We start from the raw sequence: 16,265 nt of genomic DNA on the forward strand, positions 1-16,265 counted from the left end.
GTAGCAAGCCCGCTTAAGTCATAGACTGTTCGCCGGAATTTCCAGATGACTATGCCGGATACCGAAGTACCGCGCGCAGTCTACGGCGAGTAGGGTCAGGATGCACCAGTTTTCACGGCGCTGCGTGATTCACGGCTTGAATAATGGTGTGGTGACATGGGCAATCTTTATTGACTGAACGACGCACAGATGGCCATGCTCTCCCTTTTTTTGGGCCAGACATGTCACAGTTCAAGACCAGGCTTGACTTCGCTTCTTGGTTGGCTCTTGTGCCCAAGCAATACTCGTCTGAAAGTAAAGAGCGCTTGGGGCGCATAAGCAAGTAAGGCCAAGCAGATACAGAAGTTCGCACTCGATCACATACCTTCAGAGTCAATACTGCTGGCACTTGGGGCGGCAAACGCAGAAGCGATTATCTCGGCGCAAGAGCGTTGCTTAGCAGTCTGCCAAACGTCATATGGCTGCTAGGGGATCGCGGCTACGATGCTGACTGGTTCAGAGACGCGTTAAAAGGCAAAGGGAGACGCGCCCGCACCCCCGGCCGCAAGCAACGCAAGATACCTGTCAAGTTTGACAAGCGACGATACGAGGGGCGAAACCACATCGAAATCATGTTTGGCAGGCTAAAGGACTGGAGGCGCATGAAAACACGCTATGATCTATGCCCCAAGATCTTCCTACCCGCCATCGCTCTCGCGGCAACCGTCATCTACTGCTTATGAACCCTGACCCTATTTCGAGGAAAGTTATCTGCTGTTTAGACCACTCAGTAATTTGGCAATTAAGCCTCCTTGGGCAATACGCAGTTGTCAGTGACAAAGGTGGCGACACTGCTCCCCTTGCCCGCTACTCAAGTAGATTTGCAAATCCATCCTGAACGGCCTTACGTATCTCGGCGGTATCTTCACACGCGCCGGTCGCGACTGCGCCTCGACGAGCCAGCTGATAAATATTCTCCGGTGTGCAATACGACCGTGTGCCCTCACGGTAAGCATCAAAATACGCATTCTTGTCAGGTTTTTTTGACCTGCGCGCACAAAGCTGCTCGTATACATTGAAATAGCTCGCCTCTACTCCCAGTCTGCCGTCAGACAATCCAACCTGAGACCAGTCTACTTTTCCGACACAGGCTTCCGGAGGAAATATTTTTGAGAATAGGCCGCTGGGCTTATCGCTGGCTGAAGCCGTGCCTCCAACGCAGGCAGCCACTGCCACATAGGCGCCATATAATAAAGGCTTCTTCAACTGCTTGCCAAAAGAGCCAGATCGCTTGCCGTTCACAGCCTGTTCCATCATTACTGTCGTCCTGTTGATAAAGAGTGTTGCGTTCATGAGTTTCGCGGGATCGGGATGAGAATAAGAAACGCTACCTAACGTTTCCTTAAGGACCAATTTCAGAAAGGGAATTCGAGAGATAAAACACCAATCGTTTGGCTTTCGACCTGTGACTCAAATTCTTTGCTGAGATAAGTAAATCCAAAGAAAGTTGAAACTTTGCGAATCCGAACCTGAACTCCTGCCCGCGCCCTAATACGTGAATTGGTCATTTCGACATTTGACCAATCCGGAAAGAATTCGCTATGAATGACATACGTGTAGTCGGCCCCCAACAGAAACGACATATCGTTCATCCTATGCACCCGCTCCGGAGAAGAAGGCTGAAGGAACCCAGAAACTGGGTCACGAACGTAACGTTGGGCATTGGCATAACCATCAATAAGCAGGTCGACTCCGACGCGTCCGAAAGTTTCGTATCCGGCCTGAGCCCCGACAAATGGCCTAACGGAAAAACTATCTGACAATGTGTAAGCTCTGGCGATTTCGGCCGACACCATGCTTGTTACCCTATCGCCCACATGCTCATGCGGCATATCCTCAGGCAAGTAACCAGCAATTCCTGTCAGGTCGTGAAAACCCTGTTGAAAGTCAGCTATGTTCGTCTGCTCGCCCGTAAAAAGCACTTCGACACCAGCGCTGTATTGCAGATCCCCGTAGCTGTCGTTGGCGAAAATCCCGAACCCCAGCATCCCAACGTAAGGTCGGTCGCCATTTGTCGGTTGATCTCTTGCCCCCCACGGAGAAATAATTTCCGCACGGGCGCGGAGGTCATGAGCGATTCCGCCTGTATTATCACCCTCAAAGCCAAAGAAAATTGTATAACTCGCGGATCGCCAGCGATCCCTGCCATCCCCAAAGAAATCGTTCGTAAAAAAGCTTGAATTAATGGATTCCGCCGAAGCCGAGGGAACCGTGAAAATCGTGCACAATGCCAGAAAACTCGCCTTCATACCTTCCGCCTCGTTGCAGCAAAGATTCGAAACTACAACCCAAGTAACGTTAGCGAGCGTTAAAATTATCCTAAAATGGTATGTTTACGTTTTGACCATGACCTTAAGCAGAAACCTTTCCAATGGCCAACCTTGCGCGCCACGTGAAATATTTTTTAAGCAAAAAGGTATGTTAATTTGTCGTTATTTTTTTGAGTTCATAAGTTGGTTGCGTTGAACGAAAGGTCGTGTAATTGTTTTGCCCTACAACAACCCCCTTTGATATCAAAGATATCGCTCCGGTGTTGTCAAAACCCCTTAAGGAGATCGAGACTGCTTGGAAAATTCTGCAACCGCACTTTGGCGCTCAATTGAACTTTGGTTGCCACAGGGTTGTGGTAGCGCCGAATTTCTTCGACGTCATCGCAATGAGCGTACTTATTGAAATTCTCAAGACACCTCAAACTGTTGAGAAATTGACGATAACTTCGATGGAAATCGCAGAGGATGTAGCAATCTTTCTGGACCAATCCGAATTCGAAAATCCTTTCGATCAGCAACAAAGAATCTTAGTTCTCTCTCATTTAGTTTCCTTGTTTAACAAGGGCGCCTTTCAAAATGGTGTCCAGCTTAGCTTTAACGAATTCTGGGCAGTTGCAGTAAGTATATTGGATGTATTCAAAAAAATTCAACTAACACTTGAAAGCAGCGCTTCCTCCGAATTCCATTCTAAGAAAGGAGCGCTACCGCAAATCCCCCAAACCGCTTGACACCGTGTGCGGATTGATTTTCCTACTTGCGATCAAATTATGTCGGCAAGGTTATCGGACCATGGAGCACTTAAAGAACACTAAAATTTGGGAGATACTAATGCACTCCCCCCAAAAAAATATTAGATTTGCCATTAACCATATTAGTCAAGCATTAAGGAGGCTTCAGTTCTAGTAATTACACTCTCTAGTTTTTTTGTATTCTCCTGCATCAAGGCACAAACAGCTTTTTTTTCTTCTTCAGTTAAACCAGATTCATCGCAGAATACAGATAGAGCCGTGCGCAGTCCACTTAAGACATTAAAAAGGTTGTCTCGCTTTGCGTCATCGACCATCTCCGATACCGCTGCGACGAACCAATGGTTAGTTTTCATGAAACACCTCAAGTTTTTTACAACTACAAGGTGTTTTGGTTAACGCTCGGTTAAATCTGACGGCTTCTCGGATGTTTTTCTACCATTCCACGTCATCGTGTACTCGGGATGCTCCAATACGTATGTATTAACAACTTGCCTGATCGCTTCGGCAGTGAGAAACATCCCCTCCGCCTCCAGCCTCAACTCTATGTCAGTGGCGCGATGCAAAAAACTTTCATCCATCACTAAAATCCCCATTGCCACAACTGTGTCCAATTTGAATCGATTCCATTAACAAATGGTAAATTGTCCAAGTTTTCGCGACCATTCCTATGTACTTCGGGATCAATAAGCACAATATATACGATTGCGCTCGCTCAAACTGGCTTATGCTACAGCTTTGTTTCCAAAACGTGCTCAACGCGGTCGTCGCGTTCCTCTTGAACGACCCACTGGCGTGGGCGTTAGTAACTTAGCATCGTTCGTGAGGCTCTTTCCAGTCATCAGAAGTAAACAAGACCCTACCTGTCTCACAGGTTACTGACGAACTTTTAACCACGATCCAGCACCACTTGTTTCCGTCACAGAATCAGGAGGTGAGTTTGATGCTCAGGTATGTTTATGCAGACGAGTTGCACAGGTATTCATTGCTGTCTGAGGGGATGTTCAAGGATAGAGCGGATCAATTCAAAACAAGGTTGGGTTGGGACGTTCAAGTTAATTCTCGGGGAGAAGAAAGAGACCAATACGATGAACTGAACCCGCTATACGTAATCTGGGAAGAGACTGATGGTAGCCATGGCGGATCAATGAGGGTTTTACCTACGACCGGTCCTGTAATGATAAATGATGTGTTTGGGCATCTTACCGGCGGCTCTCCGGTGTGCGACCCACGGATTTGGGAAGTAACCCGTTTCTGCCTGTCGCGCGCAGCGAGTCCACACACTGCAGGAGCCATAATGTTAGCCGGTGGAGAGTTGATGGAGAAATTCGGCCTCACTCATATCGCTGGCGTTTTCGACGCAAGAATGATCCGAATATATCGCATGATTGGGTCATCTCCGATCGTCTTAGGGTCGAAAGGACAAGGCCGTGAACAAGTCTCAGTGGGACTTTGGCCCTATTCTGCGGAAGATTGCAATCGGGTTGCGAGCAGAGCTGGTGTTTCCAGAGAACTTTCCAGGCTCTGGATTAACGCCGCATTTGGTCGTTTTGGGACCTCCACGACACCGTTTCCACGCTCGGCTTAATGAAAAATGCTCAAGTGGATCCAGTAACTAGCGCTCTGGTTCACTTGTGTAAGTACATCACATTATCCCGAATGCAGTAGATATAGATTTCGAGGATCGAATATCTGCTTGGAAAAATGGGCAATACAATCAGAAAGGCACCCACAATGCCCATGGCGGCAAGCGACCCGCCGTGGTTTAGTGGTTAGAGAAACAAGAAATCAACTAGATTACCAGGAGCAGAGAGTAGATTAACTTACACGGAAATCTATCCAAACATTGGGGAGTAGCTCAAATTGAGCAATCAAGTAGACAAGCGAAGGCCAGAAGGGTCTCCGGGCGGCCGTAGTTCACGACCGGAAAGCCGGTCAGATCGGGAAGCCGAAACCGAGCGTCCGGGTCATTCGTCGAGGTTTATTCTCCATTCGAAACCCGAGGCAGCCATAGAGCAGGTACAGGCGCAGATCGACAAGTGGTTCGAAGATAATGACCGGCTGCATGCCATGCGTGCGCAAGCGTGACCGAGAAATTCCAACCAACGCCTAGTGGACGGGGACATGATAGAGCGGAAGGTAGAAGTTACAGGGGCTGATGTGCCCGAAATTGATGGCATCACAAAACCGGACTATGAGATCAAATTTACCGTGATCTTCGGCGAAAGCTCTCTTGATGAGGTTGTCCAAGAGCGTGGCAAGGCTGAGTGGGCTAAGATGCACGGAGAGACACCAATACAGGTGTATTTTAAACAAACCCAATAGACGCGAGAGAGACCAGATTGTCCGGTTAAGAGCTTTGTTCTGGTCAAGGACTTCACGCTCAGCCCTATGAAAAAGCAGGAACTAGTTGAGTTTTCGAAGTCACCGAAGACCGATCAGCTCAACGTCGATGATCTCACAGCGGGCACCGTAAGAGTGGTATGACTACATTGGTGATCCTCTCTTGGCTGACGCGTTCATGGGTTGTGTTCGTAGCAGGACGCATTTTCTTCGCCTCGACGGAAGGTCCATGCGGTGAGTTTGAGCGCCCAATCCTATTTGGATTTGGCGCTCAATAAAATGGGATTCACATGCTCAAAGCTTTGGGATATTATATACAGCTTGGTGTAACTAAAAACAGACGCTAGGTCTGAACGACATTTCGTGAATCGCAGCAACAGCTGCACGGACGAACTACCTCGCCTCAATCGTCAACCGTTGCACCGCGTGTCAAGGCACCATACGTTGTCTCCCCCCTGAGTCGCCGAAATATGCGTCCCAGCGCCGTCCCAACGAGTACAGTGAAGCCCTATCCAATCGTTCACTGCCGAAACCCGAGAACTGGCAAGATATCGAGCACCACGCTTGGTTGCTTTTTAGGTCTGAGCTGCAAGACCCTGCGACAGAAAAGTGTGGACGGCAAACTAAGCCCTTAAAGACTGGCGGAAACGTCCGCTACCCTTTCCCTGCAGTACCGTGAGTTTTCATTGAAAAGGCACAAAAGATTCCCTGTTTAGATATCCCGGGAACTCGTCTACAAGTCACTGGTCTGTTTGCAGATTTCAGGTCTGCGGACGAAAAGTAACGCAAAATTTGAGCAAGCTCCCTGTAAAAATCCCTGTTTTCAGGGAATTTTGGGTGAGACTGGCTAGCTGCAAACTGCCTGCACAGCCATGATTTTCCCTTAGTATGTCGTCTGGCGTGAATCGGAACTTGTCCGGCTTGAAACGCAATTTTTGTCGGGTAAGAACGCAACTTTTACCAAATTTGGCGGTTATGCTGGTGGATTTAAACCAAGTTGGCTGTTTTTTAGTTTCCAAGAACTGCCATGGTGCACGAGGTCTGGAGGCTCTGGATTCGACCCCTAGTGCGGAAAGCGGGCGTTCGCTGTGCACGCGAGAGCAACTTGGACCCAGCGCAGAAGCGGACATTTAGCTTGTAGCTCGCCCCAGTAGTGACTACCCACCCGATCAGGGCGAGGGACGGTTTCCTATTTTCTTTCAACTACATTGAACCCACGTGTCTCGTGGTCAGGTAGTAGCCCGGAGATCACCGGTAAGTTCGTTCAGGATTGGATGGTAGTTGTCGGTACCAAGATGACATAGAAACAATTAGAAAACCCTCAGAGGAACTGGATATGGCGAAAGCTTCAACGCGCAACTCCGCAAGGAGTTCTTGAGTGGGGAGGTCTTCTGCAGCCTGCGTTAGGCGCAAGTCCTGATCGAACGATGGGTGAAATACTAAACCCGAAATGATCGCTTAGCGCTCAGGCCATCGTTCGCAAGGCCGGAAACCGTCGTCACGATGCATAAAAAGGGCCAGCAACATACCGACAATCAAGGTGAACTACTTTGGTGAGGCCGATCGAGTCATATCGTGTCTGTCTGCGGCTCATCGGTTCAATATGTTTCGCCTGCAGCGAACCCTTCAGCTTTGGCGGCCCACTTTACGCCGGGATCAATCGGGTGGATGGGGCGCGGTGTCTTCTTGAAGTCTATTCGGGACAACTCTGGAGATGTCAGGCCCGGACCGTCTATTTCCACAACGTGGCTAGGCGTGAAAAACTCGTCGAAACCGGCCCTGAAATGGCCGCGGGATTTGACGACGATAGTGTGGAAATCGGCGATGTTCAGCCCGAAACGCTCGACGAATGCGGGTTCACACAGTTGGCGGCGAATACTTGTGACGATGATGAGCACACCCTGGCACCTCAGAAGGGAGCATTGGCCAAGGTCTTGCCGCCCACCGGCATAGAGCCCGCGCCTGCAATTCACCGGGCCATCGGCCAGTTTCACGACCTCGACCTCCGCCGTTAGGCGACCGGATTGCACATCGGATTCGGAACGATTGAACCGGGCTTGAAATCTTGCGCCTTCGCCCTGCTCCGCTGCCTCAGCGGCGAGCTCAGGGTCAAAGAGCATTCCGACCAAAGCGTTTTCGACGCCTGCGTCGAGCATGGCCCGGAGAATGGCGAGCGTGTTGCCGCGGCCTCCACCGCCCGGGTTGTCGGCCACGTCCGCATAAATGCGAGAGGCTCCCAAATCGGACATCAGGCGGACCGCCTCGTCAACCGGGGTCAGGTTTATCCGGAACTCATGACGTGCGTCCCAAAGCGCCTGCCCGATCGCGCGCGCCGTTTCGAGAGCGATTGCAGAGTTGTCTGCCGTGACGGTGACATTTGCGCCGGCTTTCGACGAATCCCCGACGGAAAAGCCTGCACAAAGCGATACGTTCCAGATTGGGTCGACTGCCCGTGCCACCGCCTCTTTCATCAGCCGCCCATATGGCCCTCCTGTCGTGTCCTGCGTGGTCGACGGTGGAATAAAGGGCAGGCGGACCAATGCGCGTCCTGTCTTTTCTCCGTTCAGAAGCCTTTTCATCGCCCCGGCGGCGTCCTGCCCCCGTTCAAACTGATCCACATGAGGATTGGTTTGATACGCTGCGATAAAGTCTGCGCCTTCAATCATGTCCGGGCTGACATGGGCATGTAAGTCCAGCGTCACCGCCAGCGGAACACCCGGCCCGACGATCTCGCGGATCAGGGAAATCAATGTTCCATCGGGGTCTTCGTCATTGGTGGCGATGCAGGCCCCGTGCGCATCCAGATAGACGCCATCCACGTCAGCCGGAAGATGGTCTCGCACCGCTTGCAGGAGTTCGTCGAAAAACGGGCCGTCCATCATGCCGCCCGCACCCGCGAACGCGGCGAAAACCGGCACAGGGTCAAATGGCCCGAAGTCCTCCGAGAACCCTTTGATCCCCGCCGAGGCCAAGGCCGGCCTTTCCGCGAGGTCGCGGGCGAATTCTGTGCCGATGGCCAGGCGTTGGGCGGCAAAATCCGTGCGCGCGGTTATCGGCGCGGCACGGTTACTTTCCAGATGGAAATGGATCAGGGCAATCCGTGGCAGGGTCATGTTTTCGGTTTCACTTTATGTGGGGGTTGGGCAGTTCGGATCCAGAGCTAGCGACCTTCCAATGCAACAAGCAGATCGGTTCGAGATCTTGAGCGGTGCTTCTTCAATGCTTCCGCAGCTTCCTCGGCGCGGCGTTCCAGCGCGAGGCGCATGATCTGATCATGTTCTTCATCGACCACGCGCACGTAATCCGGCTCGAATATCCTCTTTGGCAGAAGAATACGGCGGTATCGCTCGGAATGCAGGCTCAGTGTCCGGATAAAGAACTGATGCCACTCGGATGTATGGGCTCCGATCAGGGCCAGATGAAATTCCCGATGGTAATATTCCCGTTCGATCAGTGAGGTTCCTTCACGCGCGCGTTCCCGTTCCAGCCTGTGAAACGCCAGAACCATACGTTCTTCCCACTCGGTATCCCCATGTTGGATCGCCTGAACGAAGGCTTGTGATTCCAACTGATCTCGCAAGTCGAGCACTTCGACCAGATCCTCGGAGGACAGATCGCGGACACTGAAGCCGGTCATGCCTTTGGTCTGAACGAATCGCTCGCCCGCAAGCCGGTTCAGGACTTCCCGGCAGGATCCGGTGCTGCCGCCATACTCGGATGTCAGCTCACGCACTTTCAGCTTTTGCCCGGGTTCAAGCTTTCCTGACCGGATGTCCTCGAGAATCGAATCATAGATCCGGTTCGTTATGGGCTCTTTGGCGGTCGAGGCCGTCGACGGGGGCAAAATATCAGTGCGCATTCCTCTTGTTTAACATGCGATCGGGCATCGGAAAATAGTCGAATTTGAAATTATTGACCGATAATCACAGTTCTGATACAAATCTTCAAATCATCGAAATAACAGAGATGTTCGAACATATGCCTGGACACTACGACATAGCCCCCATGCCTGACCAGATCGACGGCGAAATCTTGTCGATGCTGTCCGGTGTTTCGGTCGCAACGGTTGGCCATCTGACCTGGACCGGCTTTCTGGATCATCACCGCATCACGCCGCGTCAGGCGGACAAACGCATCATGGGAACAGCCATAACGCTGCGGCTGCCTACCCCGGATTCCACGCTTCTGCACTATGCGTCGGGACGAGTGCGCCCCGGTGATATCGTCGTGATCGACCGTGCCGGGGATACGCGTCTGGCCTGTCTTGGCGGCAATGTTGCCTATGGGCTGGTTCGGGCAGGCGCGGCGGGCGCTATTGTCGATGGCCCGATTTGCGACCCTGACGAAATCCGCGAACATGATCTGCCGGTGTGGTCCTACGGCGTTTCGCCCATCACCACGCGTCGGACCGGACCGGCTGGCAGCCTTAACCTGCCCGTCAACTGCGGCGGCGTTGTGGTTCATGCGGGCGATCTGATCATGGCCGACGACAGCGGAGTGATCTGCATTCCCCGCGCCGAAGCTGCCGAGCTCGCCAAAGCAGCGGCGGCAAAAGAGAACACAAGCACCCAACGTCGGGCGGACATGAAAGCCGGGGCCACCCTGGGCGCCTTGTCCGGTGCCGATGATCTGGTGGCGCAATACGCCGTGACCGTGGAGACAGCGCAATGACCGATCTTGCAGCAACCACCATTTTGAACGCGCGCGCGGCGGTTGCTGCCGACACGCCTTTTCTGATCCCGGTCGGATCGACCGAACCACACGGCTGCTATACGCCCATGGGGGATTACCGGCTGGTCGATGCGCTGGCAAAGCGTCTGGCTGAGGAAACAGGTTGCATCACCGTGCCAACGCTGCCTTTTGGCCATGCCACCTATTTTCAGAATGCGCCTGCGGGTATCGCCCTGTCGGCTGAGACATTTGCCGCAGTATTCTCGGAAATCCTGGATGGCCTCATTCGGGATGGCGTTCGGAATATCCTTGTCCTGAACGGGCATGGCGGCAATTCCGGGATCATCGCCAATCAGCTTCGTCTGGCACGCGCCAAGCACGGCATCATCATTCCGTCTGTCAATGTCTGGGGCAAGTTCGACGAGGACGTGTGGAACCACGCGCAGCCCGAGTTTGGCATTCGCGCCAAAGGCCACGGGACCGAACCGATGGGCTCGCTCAGCCGCTATCTGTTCCCCGATGACTGCCCCCAGCAGCAGGACGTGTATCGTGAGGGCAAAGGCGAAATGAACGGCATCCCTCTGGTTTCCCTGCATCAGGGCAAGTTCGAGGATCTGGATATCAACCTACCCGTTTATGCTGAAGACATCAGCGAAGACGCAAAAATCAACGGTGAAAACGTGCCGTTCAGTGCCGAGGCAGGCAAGATTTTCTTCGACGACATTCTGCTTAAGCTCACCCGCTTTGTAGGTGCTTACTTCAACCTCAAAACTGCGCATACCAATCAAGGGAGAACACCATGTACAGAACACTCAAAAGCGTAGCCGCAAGCGCGACGATCGCGCTGGCCGCTATGGCCGGAGCGGCAACGGCCGCCGACGACTTCCCGAACGGGCCGGTCACAATCGTTGTGGGTGCGAAACCCGGCGGCGGACTTGACACGCTGTCCCGCATTTTCGCTCCGGCTTTGACCGAAGCGCTGGATAACCAGCCCATCGTTGTGGCGAACCGTCCGGGCGCAGGCCAGCTGATTGGTCTGAAATTCACCAAACCTTCGAAGCCGGATGGCCAGACCATCGTGATGATCTCGGGCTCGGCCATGATTGCAACCATGGTCAAGGAAACCGGCGTTGACGTTCTGAACGATTTCAAACCGGTGGCGCATGTCGCCGTGGCGAACCTGGCTGTTGTTGCGCCCAAGGCGCGGAACCTGAACTCGGTCGCCGATCTGAAACAGGCCATTCTGGACGCGGATGCGGCGGGCGAGCAGCTCCGCTGGGCCCATACCGGCAAGGGGTCGATCACCGATGTCGCCATGACCAGCTGGCTGCTGGCCAACGATCTGCAGGACAAGGTGCAGGACGTACCGTTTGCAGGCGGTGCCCCGGCCCGTGCCGCAATCATTGGCGATCAGGTGGCCTTCGGCGTGGTTGGCACGCACCACTATCTGGCCAACCTCGACACCATGAGCGCCATCGGTGTCATGGCTGAAGAACGTGATGGTCTGGCCCCCGACATGCTGTCCTTCGCCGAACAGAACACCGAGTTCGTTGCGATGCCCGCGCCCTACCTTGTGCTGGCACCGAAGGACACGCCGGACGAGGTGATCGAGGAACTGACGGCTGCGTTCAAATTCGCCATCGAAGACCCGGCGACGCAGGAAAAAGTCAAGAACGCGAACCTGAATGTCGTGTTCATGGACGGTCCGCAAACTCATGAGCACATGAAAACGCTCATGGACGCATGGCGCCCGACGACCGACGCGGTCGCAGGCTCGCTCTAAGAGCGTCTTGGTCAAGGCCGGAGGCAGTACGCTGCCTTCGGTCAACGGAAATAGGGAGGGAAAGATGCCTAAGTGGCTTGACGGCGAGATCCTGTTCGGACTCTTCATGATCGTTGTTTTTCTGGCAGGCGCGTATGATCTGCTGTCGGTTGGTGGTTTGGCTGGCATTGCACAAGACAGCGGAGTTGCCTTCGCTTTGGCCATCATCGTGTTGTCGGTCATCTTGCTGGCCGTGGTCGTCCTGTCGCCCGCTGCGCGCGCCAGTCTCGAAGAGCGCGAGGACCCGGATGCCTATCTGCCCTTCATGACACGGCGCGGTATCCTGATTGCGCTGGTGGGCTGTGCCTACCCGATCATTTTCTGGGCCGCCGAATACATCATCGCCACGACCGTTGTGGGCTTTGTCGCGGTCAGCCTGTTTACCGGTGAATTCGGTCGCAAGCAGGCAACGATTGCGGTGTGTTTCACCCTGTTTTCCTACCTGCTGTTCTTCTTTTTCCTGGGCATCACCGAAGGCGACGGCGCGCTGATTTCGACCGGGTTGAACGACAAGGTGCCCACATGGCGCCGAGACTTCTTTGCCGCGTTCTGAACGCATCCGAAGACCGATCAAAAGGAACTAGAATATGTCTCCATTCCTGGAAGGTATGTCAGCGTTCATCACCAGCCCCAGCGCGGTGATTGTCGCCATCATCGGCTCGGTTGCGGGTATTCTCGTCGGTGCCGTCCCCGGGCTCAGCGGTACAACCGCAGTTGCTCTGCTTTTGCCCTTTTCGTTCTATCTGGACCCGCTGATCGCGTTGATCCTGATGTATACGATCTCTAAATCATCGGATTTCGGCGGCTCGATCCCCGGAATTCTGTTCAACACTCCCGGGACCCCTTCCGCGGCTGCGACCATGATCGAAGGTCATCCGCTGGCGCGGAAGGGCTACCCGGTAAAAGCGCTGCGCGCTGCCACGGCGGCGTCGGCAACGGGCGACTTCTTCTCGGAATGTCTGCTGATCTTTGGCGCGGCCTATCTTGCAGTTTACGCCGTGAAAATCGGCCCGCCCGAGCTGGTGACGATCTATATTCTGGCCTTTGTGGTGATCTCGTCGATCATCGGTGAATCGATGATCAAAGGCATCATCAGCACCTTGTTCGGCATCACTCTGGCCTTGGTCGGGTTCGACCCCATCTCGGGCAACTTGCGTATGACCTTTGACCAGTTGCCGCTGATGGATGGCTTACCACTGGTGCCAGCACTGATCGGCATCTTTGTGGTTGGTGAAGTGTTCCACCGTTTCGACGTCAAAGACTTTGGCGCGACCTCGCACAAGGATCAAGAGAACCAGAAAAACGAAGTCAGCAAACCCGACGACACTTTCGGCCTTGCGGATTATCTGCGGGTTCTGCCGACGATCATACGATCCATGTTCATCGGAGCCTCGGTCGGCATGTTCCCCGGCATCGGAGCCTCGGTCGCGTCGTTCCTGTCCTTCGGAGAGGCCAGACGGCAGGCCAAGCCCGATGACGAATGGGGTGATGGCGAGGTCAAAGGCGTTGCAGCGTCAGAGGCCGCCAACAACGCCACCTCGGGCGCGAACCTGATCCCGCTGCTGACCCTTGGTATTCCCGGATCGACGCAGGCGGCACTGCTGGCCGGTGCGATGCTGATCCATGGCATCACCGTCGGGCCGCAGGTCTTTACCGAAGACGCCAACCTGATCTATGCGCTGTTTAGTGCCGGTCTGTTCTGTATCGTCGCCTACTTCGTCGTGGGCTTCTGGTTCAGCCCCATGATCGGACGGATCATTCTGGCAGTGCCTGCGCGGATCACCTATTCGCTGATCCTGATGATCTCCGTCTCGTCGGCTTATGTGCTGCACTCGTCGTTGTTCGACGTGTGGATCATGGTTCTGTTCGGCGTCCTTGGCTATCTGTTCCGGCGCTATCACTACAACATCCCGGCCTTCATGATTGCCCTGCTTCTGGGTGGCGGCATGGAGCGCGCGGTGCGTCAGACCCAGCTACTTGCCAATGACGGCCTCTGGATCATCTTTCAGCGCCCGATTTCGCTGACGATCCTGATCCTGACGGTGATCATGATCATCATGCGGATCAGAAAAGCCCGGATGAACAAGGCGCTTGCCGCCATTCAGGACGACTGATCCCAAACACTGCATCTGCCCTCTGCTTTTGAACACAAGCAGAGGGTGGAGCCTTTTCAAAGCTTGAGGTTTTCTTATGGCCATTCCTGCCGAAATTGCCGCCTTTGCCAGCGAAATGACCGGTTGGCGCCGACATCTCCATGCCCACCCCGAGCTGGGGTACAAGGAATTCGAGACCTCGGATTTCGTCGCCCGGCACCTGACAGAATGGGGCATCCCGTTTGAACGCCTGACCGAGACCGGGATTGTCGCCACCCTGCGCGCAGGTGACGGCAACCGTGCCGTGGCCTTGCGCGCGGACATGGACGCGCTGCCGATGGAAGATCAGGGAGACGTGCCTTGGGCCTCGACCGTGCCGGGTGTCATGCATGGCTGCGGCCATGACGGGCATACGGCGACGCTGCTGGGCGCGATGAAATACCTGTCGCAGACGCGCCGGTTCTCGGGCACGGTTCACGCGATCTTTCAACCCGCCGAGGAAGGGCTGGCCGGGGCCAAAAGCCTGCTTGATGCCGGACTGTTCGAGAAGTTCCCCGCAGACATGGTGTTCGGCCAGCACAACGACCCATTATTGCCCGAAGGGGTGATGAGCGTGGTCAAAGGCCCGACTATGGCCGCGTCCGACCGGTTTTCGATCAAGGTCACAGGCAAGGGCGGACACGCCGCGCGCCCGCATCACACCGTCGACCCTCTGATCGCCGGGGCGCAAGTTGCTTTGTCTCTGCAGACCATCCTTTCGCGCCGGATCGATCCACTGGAAAACGGCGTGATCTCGGTGACGCAGTTTCACGCGGGCACAACAGGCAATGTGATCCCCGAAGTGGCCGAACTGCAAGGCACCGCCCGCAGCCTGACCCCCGAGGTTCAGGACGATTTCGAAAGGCTGATTTCCGAGGTCGCCCAAAATGCAGCGGCAACGATGGGGGCCGAGGTCGCCGTCGATTACCGGCGCGGTTATCCGCCCGTGATCAACGCGGACGCGCCGACTGATTTTGGCATGGATGCTGCGATTGCTGTTGTTGGCGGCGACAACGTGATGATGAAGCGCCCACCCGCGATGGGCGGCGAGGACTTTGCCTTCTTGGCGCAGGCGCGCCCCGGTTGCTTTGCCCGGATCGGCACCACCAAACCCGGAGAGCAGCCAGTGCCGCTGCACAACCCGCGTTACGACTTCAACGATGATGTCCTGCCTGTTGGCGCGGCCTGGTTTGCCGAGGTCGTCGAAAAAGTGCTGGCGCCGACCAGCATGCCCAACTGACATGGGCACCGTTCTTGAGCGCATCGCGGATTGGTGCATCGTATATCAATCGACTGAGCGTCAGCGCGCGCTTGCAGCCGACGCAATCACGGATACGGTTGCATGTATGTATCTGGGGCGCGACGATCCGGCGACGCTCAGCGTGCGACAGGCCTATTTGTCGGGGGCGACTCAGGATGGCCCCGCACGGCTCATTGGCGGCGGTCAGTCAGACGCTGCAATTGCCGCAGCGATCAACGGTACGGCAGCCCACGCGCTGGATTTCGACGATAATTTCCGCCCCGCGCTCAGCCACGCCTCGGCTGTTTCGGTCCCGGCTTTGCTGGCACTCAGTGATGAGCTGAACGCATCCGGCGCGCAGGTCGTCGAGGCCTATCTGGTCGCGTTGCAGGTCCAAGGCCTGATTGGCGCGGGTGTGGTGCCCTCTCACTACACCGCTGGCTGGCACAGCACGTCGACAATCGGCACCATCGGTACGGCGGCGGGTGTCGCGCATCTGATGGGGTTCGATCGCGCGCGGATTGTGCACGCAATGTCGCTGGCCGTCAGCTTCGCCTCGGGCAGCAAGGCCCAGTTCGGTGCGCCCGTTAAACCGTTCCACGCGGGAATGGGCGCAAAAAATGCCATAGAAGCCGCCCGCCTCGCGCGGGCAGGTCTTTCCGGACACGGCGACATCATTGAGCGCGGGCAGGGTTTTCTTGAGCTTTTCGGTGGCAAAGAGCCACGCGGATATGCCGATCTCAACATAACCCCCGACATGCCCCACTATATCGAAACCGCTGGTGTCATGCCAAAGCGGTTCGCCTGTTGCGGTTCAAGCCATATGGCCATCGACATGGCGCTGGATCTGCGGGACGAAGGGGTTATCAACCCCGGGAACATCGCAGACATCTCGGTCAAGGTGCGGATCGCGAACTATCGGAACATGCCGTTCACGCATCCCAAAAACGAAATGGAAGCCCGGTTCTCCATGTCCTATTGCATTGCGCGCGCGGTGCGGGC

At 54.9% G+C, this 16,265-nt stretch carries 16 protein-coding genes and 1 pseudogene; 12 read left to right on the forward strand and 5 right to left on the reverse strand.

Annotated features, from left to right (window positions below; translation table 11 throughout):
• Nucleotides 1–221: 221 nt before the first annotated feature.
• On the forward strand, nucleotides 222–326 hold the full coding sequence (locus ACR0DO_RS04745; protein WP_480556940.1) for a transposase: 105 nt from the start codon (nucleotides 222–224) through the stop codon (nucleotides 324–326).
• 81 nt (nucleotides 327–407) lie between these two features.
• Nucleotides 408–722: pseudogene (locus ACR0DO_RS04750) on the forward strand (transposase); the annotation flags it as partial.
• 124 nt (nucleotides 723–846) lie between these two features.
• On the opposite strand, the gene ACR0DO_RS04755 reads toward ACR0DO_RS04750, so the two are convergent.
• Together ACR0DO_RS04755 and ACR0DO_RS04760 are read right to left on the reverse strand one after the other, a co-directional pair.
• Nucleotides 847–1,296, reverse strand: a complete 450-nt coding sequence (locus ACR0DO_RS04755; RefSeq protein ID WP_480556941.1) for a DUF2799 domain-containing protein — start codon at nucleotides 1,294–1,296, stop codon at nucleotides 847–849.
• Between the two features lie 98 nt (nucleotides 1,297–1,394).
• Nucleotides 1,395–2,288 (reverse strand): lipid A-modifier LpxR family protein, encoded by an 894-nt coding sequence (locus tag ACR0DO_RS04760; RefSeq protein ID WP_480556942.1) that lies wholly within the window; start codon nucleotides 2,286–2,288, stop codon nucleotides 1,395–1,397.
• A gap of 284 nt (nucleotides 2,289–2,572) precedes the next feature.
• Here ACR0DO_RS04760 and ACR0DO_RS04765 point away from each other — a divergent pair, with 284 nt between their 5' ends.
• Nucleotides 2,573–3,037 (forward strand): hypothetical protein, encoded by a 465-nt coding sequence (locus ACR0DO_RS04765; RefSeq protein WP_480556943.1) that lies wholly within the window; start codon nucleotides 2,573–2,575, stop codon nucleotides 3,035–3,037.
• A gap of 143 nt (nucleotides 3,038–3,180) precedes the next feature.
• Here ACR0DO_RS04765 and ACR0DO_RS04770 read toward each other — a convergent pair whose 3' ends face one another.
• Nucleotides 3,181–3,411, reverse strand: a complete 231-nt coding sequence (locus tag ACR0DO_RS04770) for a hypothetical protein (protein WP_480556944.1) — start codon at nucleotides 3,409–3,411, stop codon at nucleotides 3,181–3,183.
• Nucleotides 3,412–3,998: 587 nt separating this feature from the next.
• Between ACR0DO_RS04770 and ACR0DO_RS04775 the strand changes: the two genes are divergently transcribed.
• Both ACR0DO_RS04775 and ACR0DO_RS04780 read left to right on the forward strand, forming a co-directional pair.
• Nucleotides 3,999–4,643: an acyl-homoserine-lactone synthase gene (locus ACR0DO_RS04775; RefSeq protein WP_480556945.1), complete on the forward strand. Its 645-nt coding sequence runs from the start codon at nucleotides 3,999–4,001 to the stop codon at nucleotides 4,641–4,643.
• A 536-nt stretch (nucleotides 4,644–5,179) separates the two neighbouring features.
• Nucleotides 5,180–5,380 (forward strand): hypothetical protein, encoded by a 201-nt coding sequence (locus ACR0DO_RS04780; protein ID WP_480556946.1) that lies wholly within the window; start codon nucleotides 5,180–5,182, stop codon nucleotides 5,378–5,380.
• 1,616 nt (nucleotides 5,381–6,996) lie between these two features.
• Here the strand turns inward: ACR0DO_RS04780 and ACR0DO_RS04785 are convergent.
• Nucleotides 6,997–8,511 (reverse strand): M81 family metallopeptidase, encoded by a 1,515-nt coding sequence (locus ACR0DO_RS04785; protein ID WP_480556947.1) that lies wholly within the window; start codon nucleotides 8,509–8,511, stop codon nucleotides 6,997–6,999.
• A 47-nt stretch (nucleotides 8,512–8,558) separates the two neighbouring features.
• Nucleotides 8,559–9,257, reverse strand: a complete 699-nt coding sequence (locus ACR0DO_RS04790; protein ID WP_170440578.1) for a GntR family transcriptional regulator — start codon at nucleotides 9,255–9,257, stop codon at nucleotides 8,559–8,561.
• 146 nt (nucleotides 9,258–9,403) lie between these two features.
• Here ACR0DO_RS04790 and ACR0DO_RS04795 point away from each other — a divergent pair, with 146 nt between their 5' ends.
• The 7 genes from ACR0DO_RS04795 to ACR0DO_RS04825 form a co-directional block, all read left to right on the forward strand.
• Nucleotides 9,404–10,069 (forward strand): RraA family protein, encoded by a 666-nt coding sequence (locus tag ACR0DO_RS04795; protein WP_480556948.1) that lies wholly within the window; start codon nucleotides 9,404–9,406, stop codon nucleotides 10,067–10,069.
• A complete protein-coding gene (locus tag ACR0DO_RS04800) occupies nucleotides 10,066–10,893 on the forward strand; it encodes a creatininase family protein (RefSeq protein ID WP_170674652.1) in 828 nt (275 codons plus the stop codon). Before ACR0DO_RS04795 ends, ACR0DO_RS04800 begins: the two co-directional genes overlap by 4 nt.
• Nucleotides 10,869–11,852, forward strand: a complete 984-nt coding sequence (locus tag ACR0DO_RS04805; protein WP_170440571.1) for a tripartite tricarboxylate transporter substrate binding protein — start codon at nucleotides 10,869–10,871, stop codon at nucleotides 11,850–11,852. The genes ACR0DO_RS04800 and ACR0DO_RS04805 overlap by 25 nt, the downstream gene beginning before the upstream one ends.
• Nucleotides 11,853–11,916: 64 nt before the next feature.
• Nucleotides 11,917–12,444, forward strand: a complete 528-nt coding sequence (locus tag ACR0DO_RS04810) for a hypothetical protein (protein WP_170440569.1) — start codon at nucleotides 11,917–11,919, stop codon at nucleotides 12,442–12,444.
• A gap of 34 nt (nucleotides 12,445–12,478) precedes the next feature.
• Nucleotides 12,479–14,005: a tripartite tricarboxylate transporter permease gene (locus ACR0DO_RS04815; RefSeq protein WP_480556949.1), complete on the forward strand. Its 1,527-nt coding sequence runs from the start codon at nucleotides 12,479–12,481 to the stop codon at nucleotides 14,003–14,005.
• Between the two features lie 76 nt (nucleotides 14,006–14,081).
• Nucleotides 14,082–15,263 (forward strand): M20 aminoacylase family protein, encoded by a 1,182-nt coding sequence (locus tag ACR0DO_RS04820; protein WP_480556950.1) that lies wholly within the window; start codon nucleotides 14,082–14,084, stop codon nucleotides 15,261–15,263.
• A gap of 1 nt (nucleotide 15,264) precedes the next feature.
• A partial coding sequence (locus ACR0DO_RS04825; RefSeq protein WP_480556952.1) for an MmgE/PrpD family protein occupies nucleotides 15,265–16,265 on the forward strand: 1,001 nt, incomplete at its 3' end.

Source organism: Ruegeria sp. AM9 (genome assembly GCF_056540565.1).

Bases quoted from the DNA above. Each gene is read 5' to 3' on its own strand.
- ACR0DO_RS04805 (WP_170440571.1), top strand. From the start codon at position 10,869: ATGTACAGAACACTCAAAAGCGTAGCCGCAAGCGCGACGATCGCGCTG.
- ACR0DO_RS04780 (WP_480556946.1), top strand. From the start codon at position 5,180: ATGATAGAGCGGAAGGTAGAAGTTACAGGGGCTGATGTGCCCGAAATT.
- ACR0DO_RS04760 (WP_480556942.1), bottom strand. From the start codon at position 2,288: ATGAAGGCGAGTTTTCTGGCATTGTGCACGATTTTCACGGTTCCCTCG.
- ACR0DO_RS04800 (WP_170674652.1), top strand. From the start codon at position 10,066: ATGACCGATCTTGCAGCAACCACCATTTTGAACGCGCGCGCGGCGGTT.
- ACR0DO_RS04770 (WP_480556944.1), bottom strand. From the start codon at position 3,411: ATGAAAACTAACCATTGGTTCGTCGCAGCGGTATCGGAGATGGTCGAT.
- ACR0DO_RS04745 (WP_480556940.1), top strand. From the start codon at position 222: ATGTCACAGTTCAAGACCAGGCTTGACTTCGCTTCTTGGTTGGCTCTT.
- ACR0DO_RS04755 (WP_480556941.1), bottom strand. From the start codon at position 1,296: ATGATGGAACAGGCTGTGAACGGCAAGCGATCTGGCTCTTTTGGCAAG.
- ACR0DO_RS04790 (WP_170440578.1), bottom strand. From the start codon at position 9,257: ATGCGCACTGATATTTTGCCCCCGTCGACGGCCTCGACCGCCAAAGAG.
- ACR0DO_RS04820 (WP_480556950.1), top strand. From the start codon at position 14,082: ATGGCCATTCCTGCCGAAATTGCCGCCTTTGCCAGCGAAATGACCGGT.
- ACR0DO_RS04775 (WP_480556945.1), top strand. From the start codon at position 3,999: ATGCTCAGGTATGTTTATGCAGACGAGTTGCACAGGTATTCATTGCTG.
- ACR0DO_RS04795 (WP_480556948.1), top strand. From the start codon at position 9,404: ATGCCTGACCAGATCGACGGCGAAATCTTGTCGATGCTGTCCGGTGTT.
- ACR0DO_RS04785 (WP_480556947.1), bottom strand. From the start codon at position 8,511: ATGACCCTGCCACGGATTGCCCTGATCCATTTCCATCTGGAAAGTAAC.
- ACR0DO_RS04815 (WP_480556949.1), top strand. From the start codon at position 12,479: ATGTCTCCATTCCTGGAAGGTATGTCAGCGTTCATCACCAGCCCCAGC.
- ACR0DO_RS04810 (WP_170440569.1), top strand. From the start codon at position 11,917: ATGCCTAAGTGGCTTGACGGCGAGATCCTGTTCGGACTCTTCATGATC.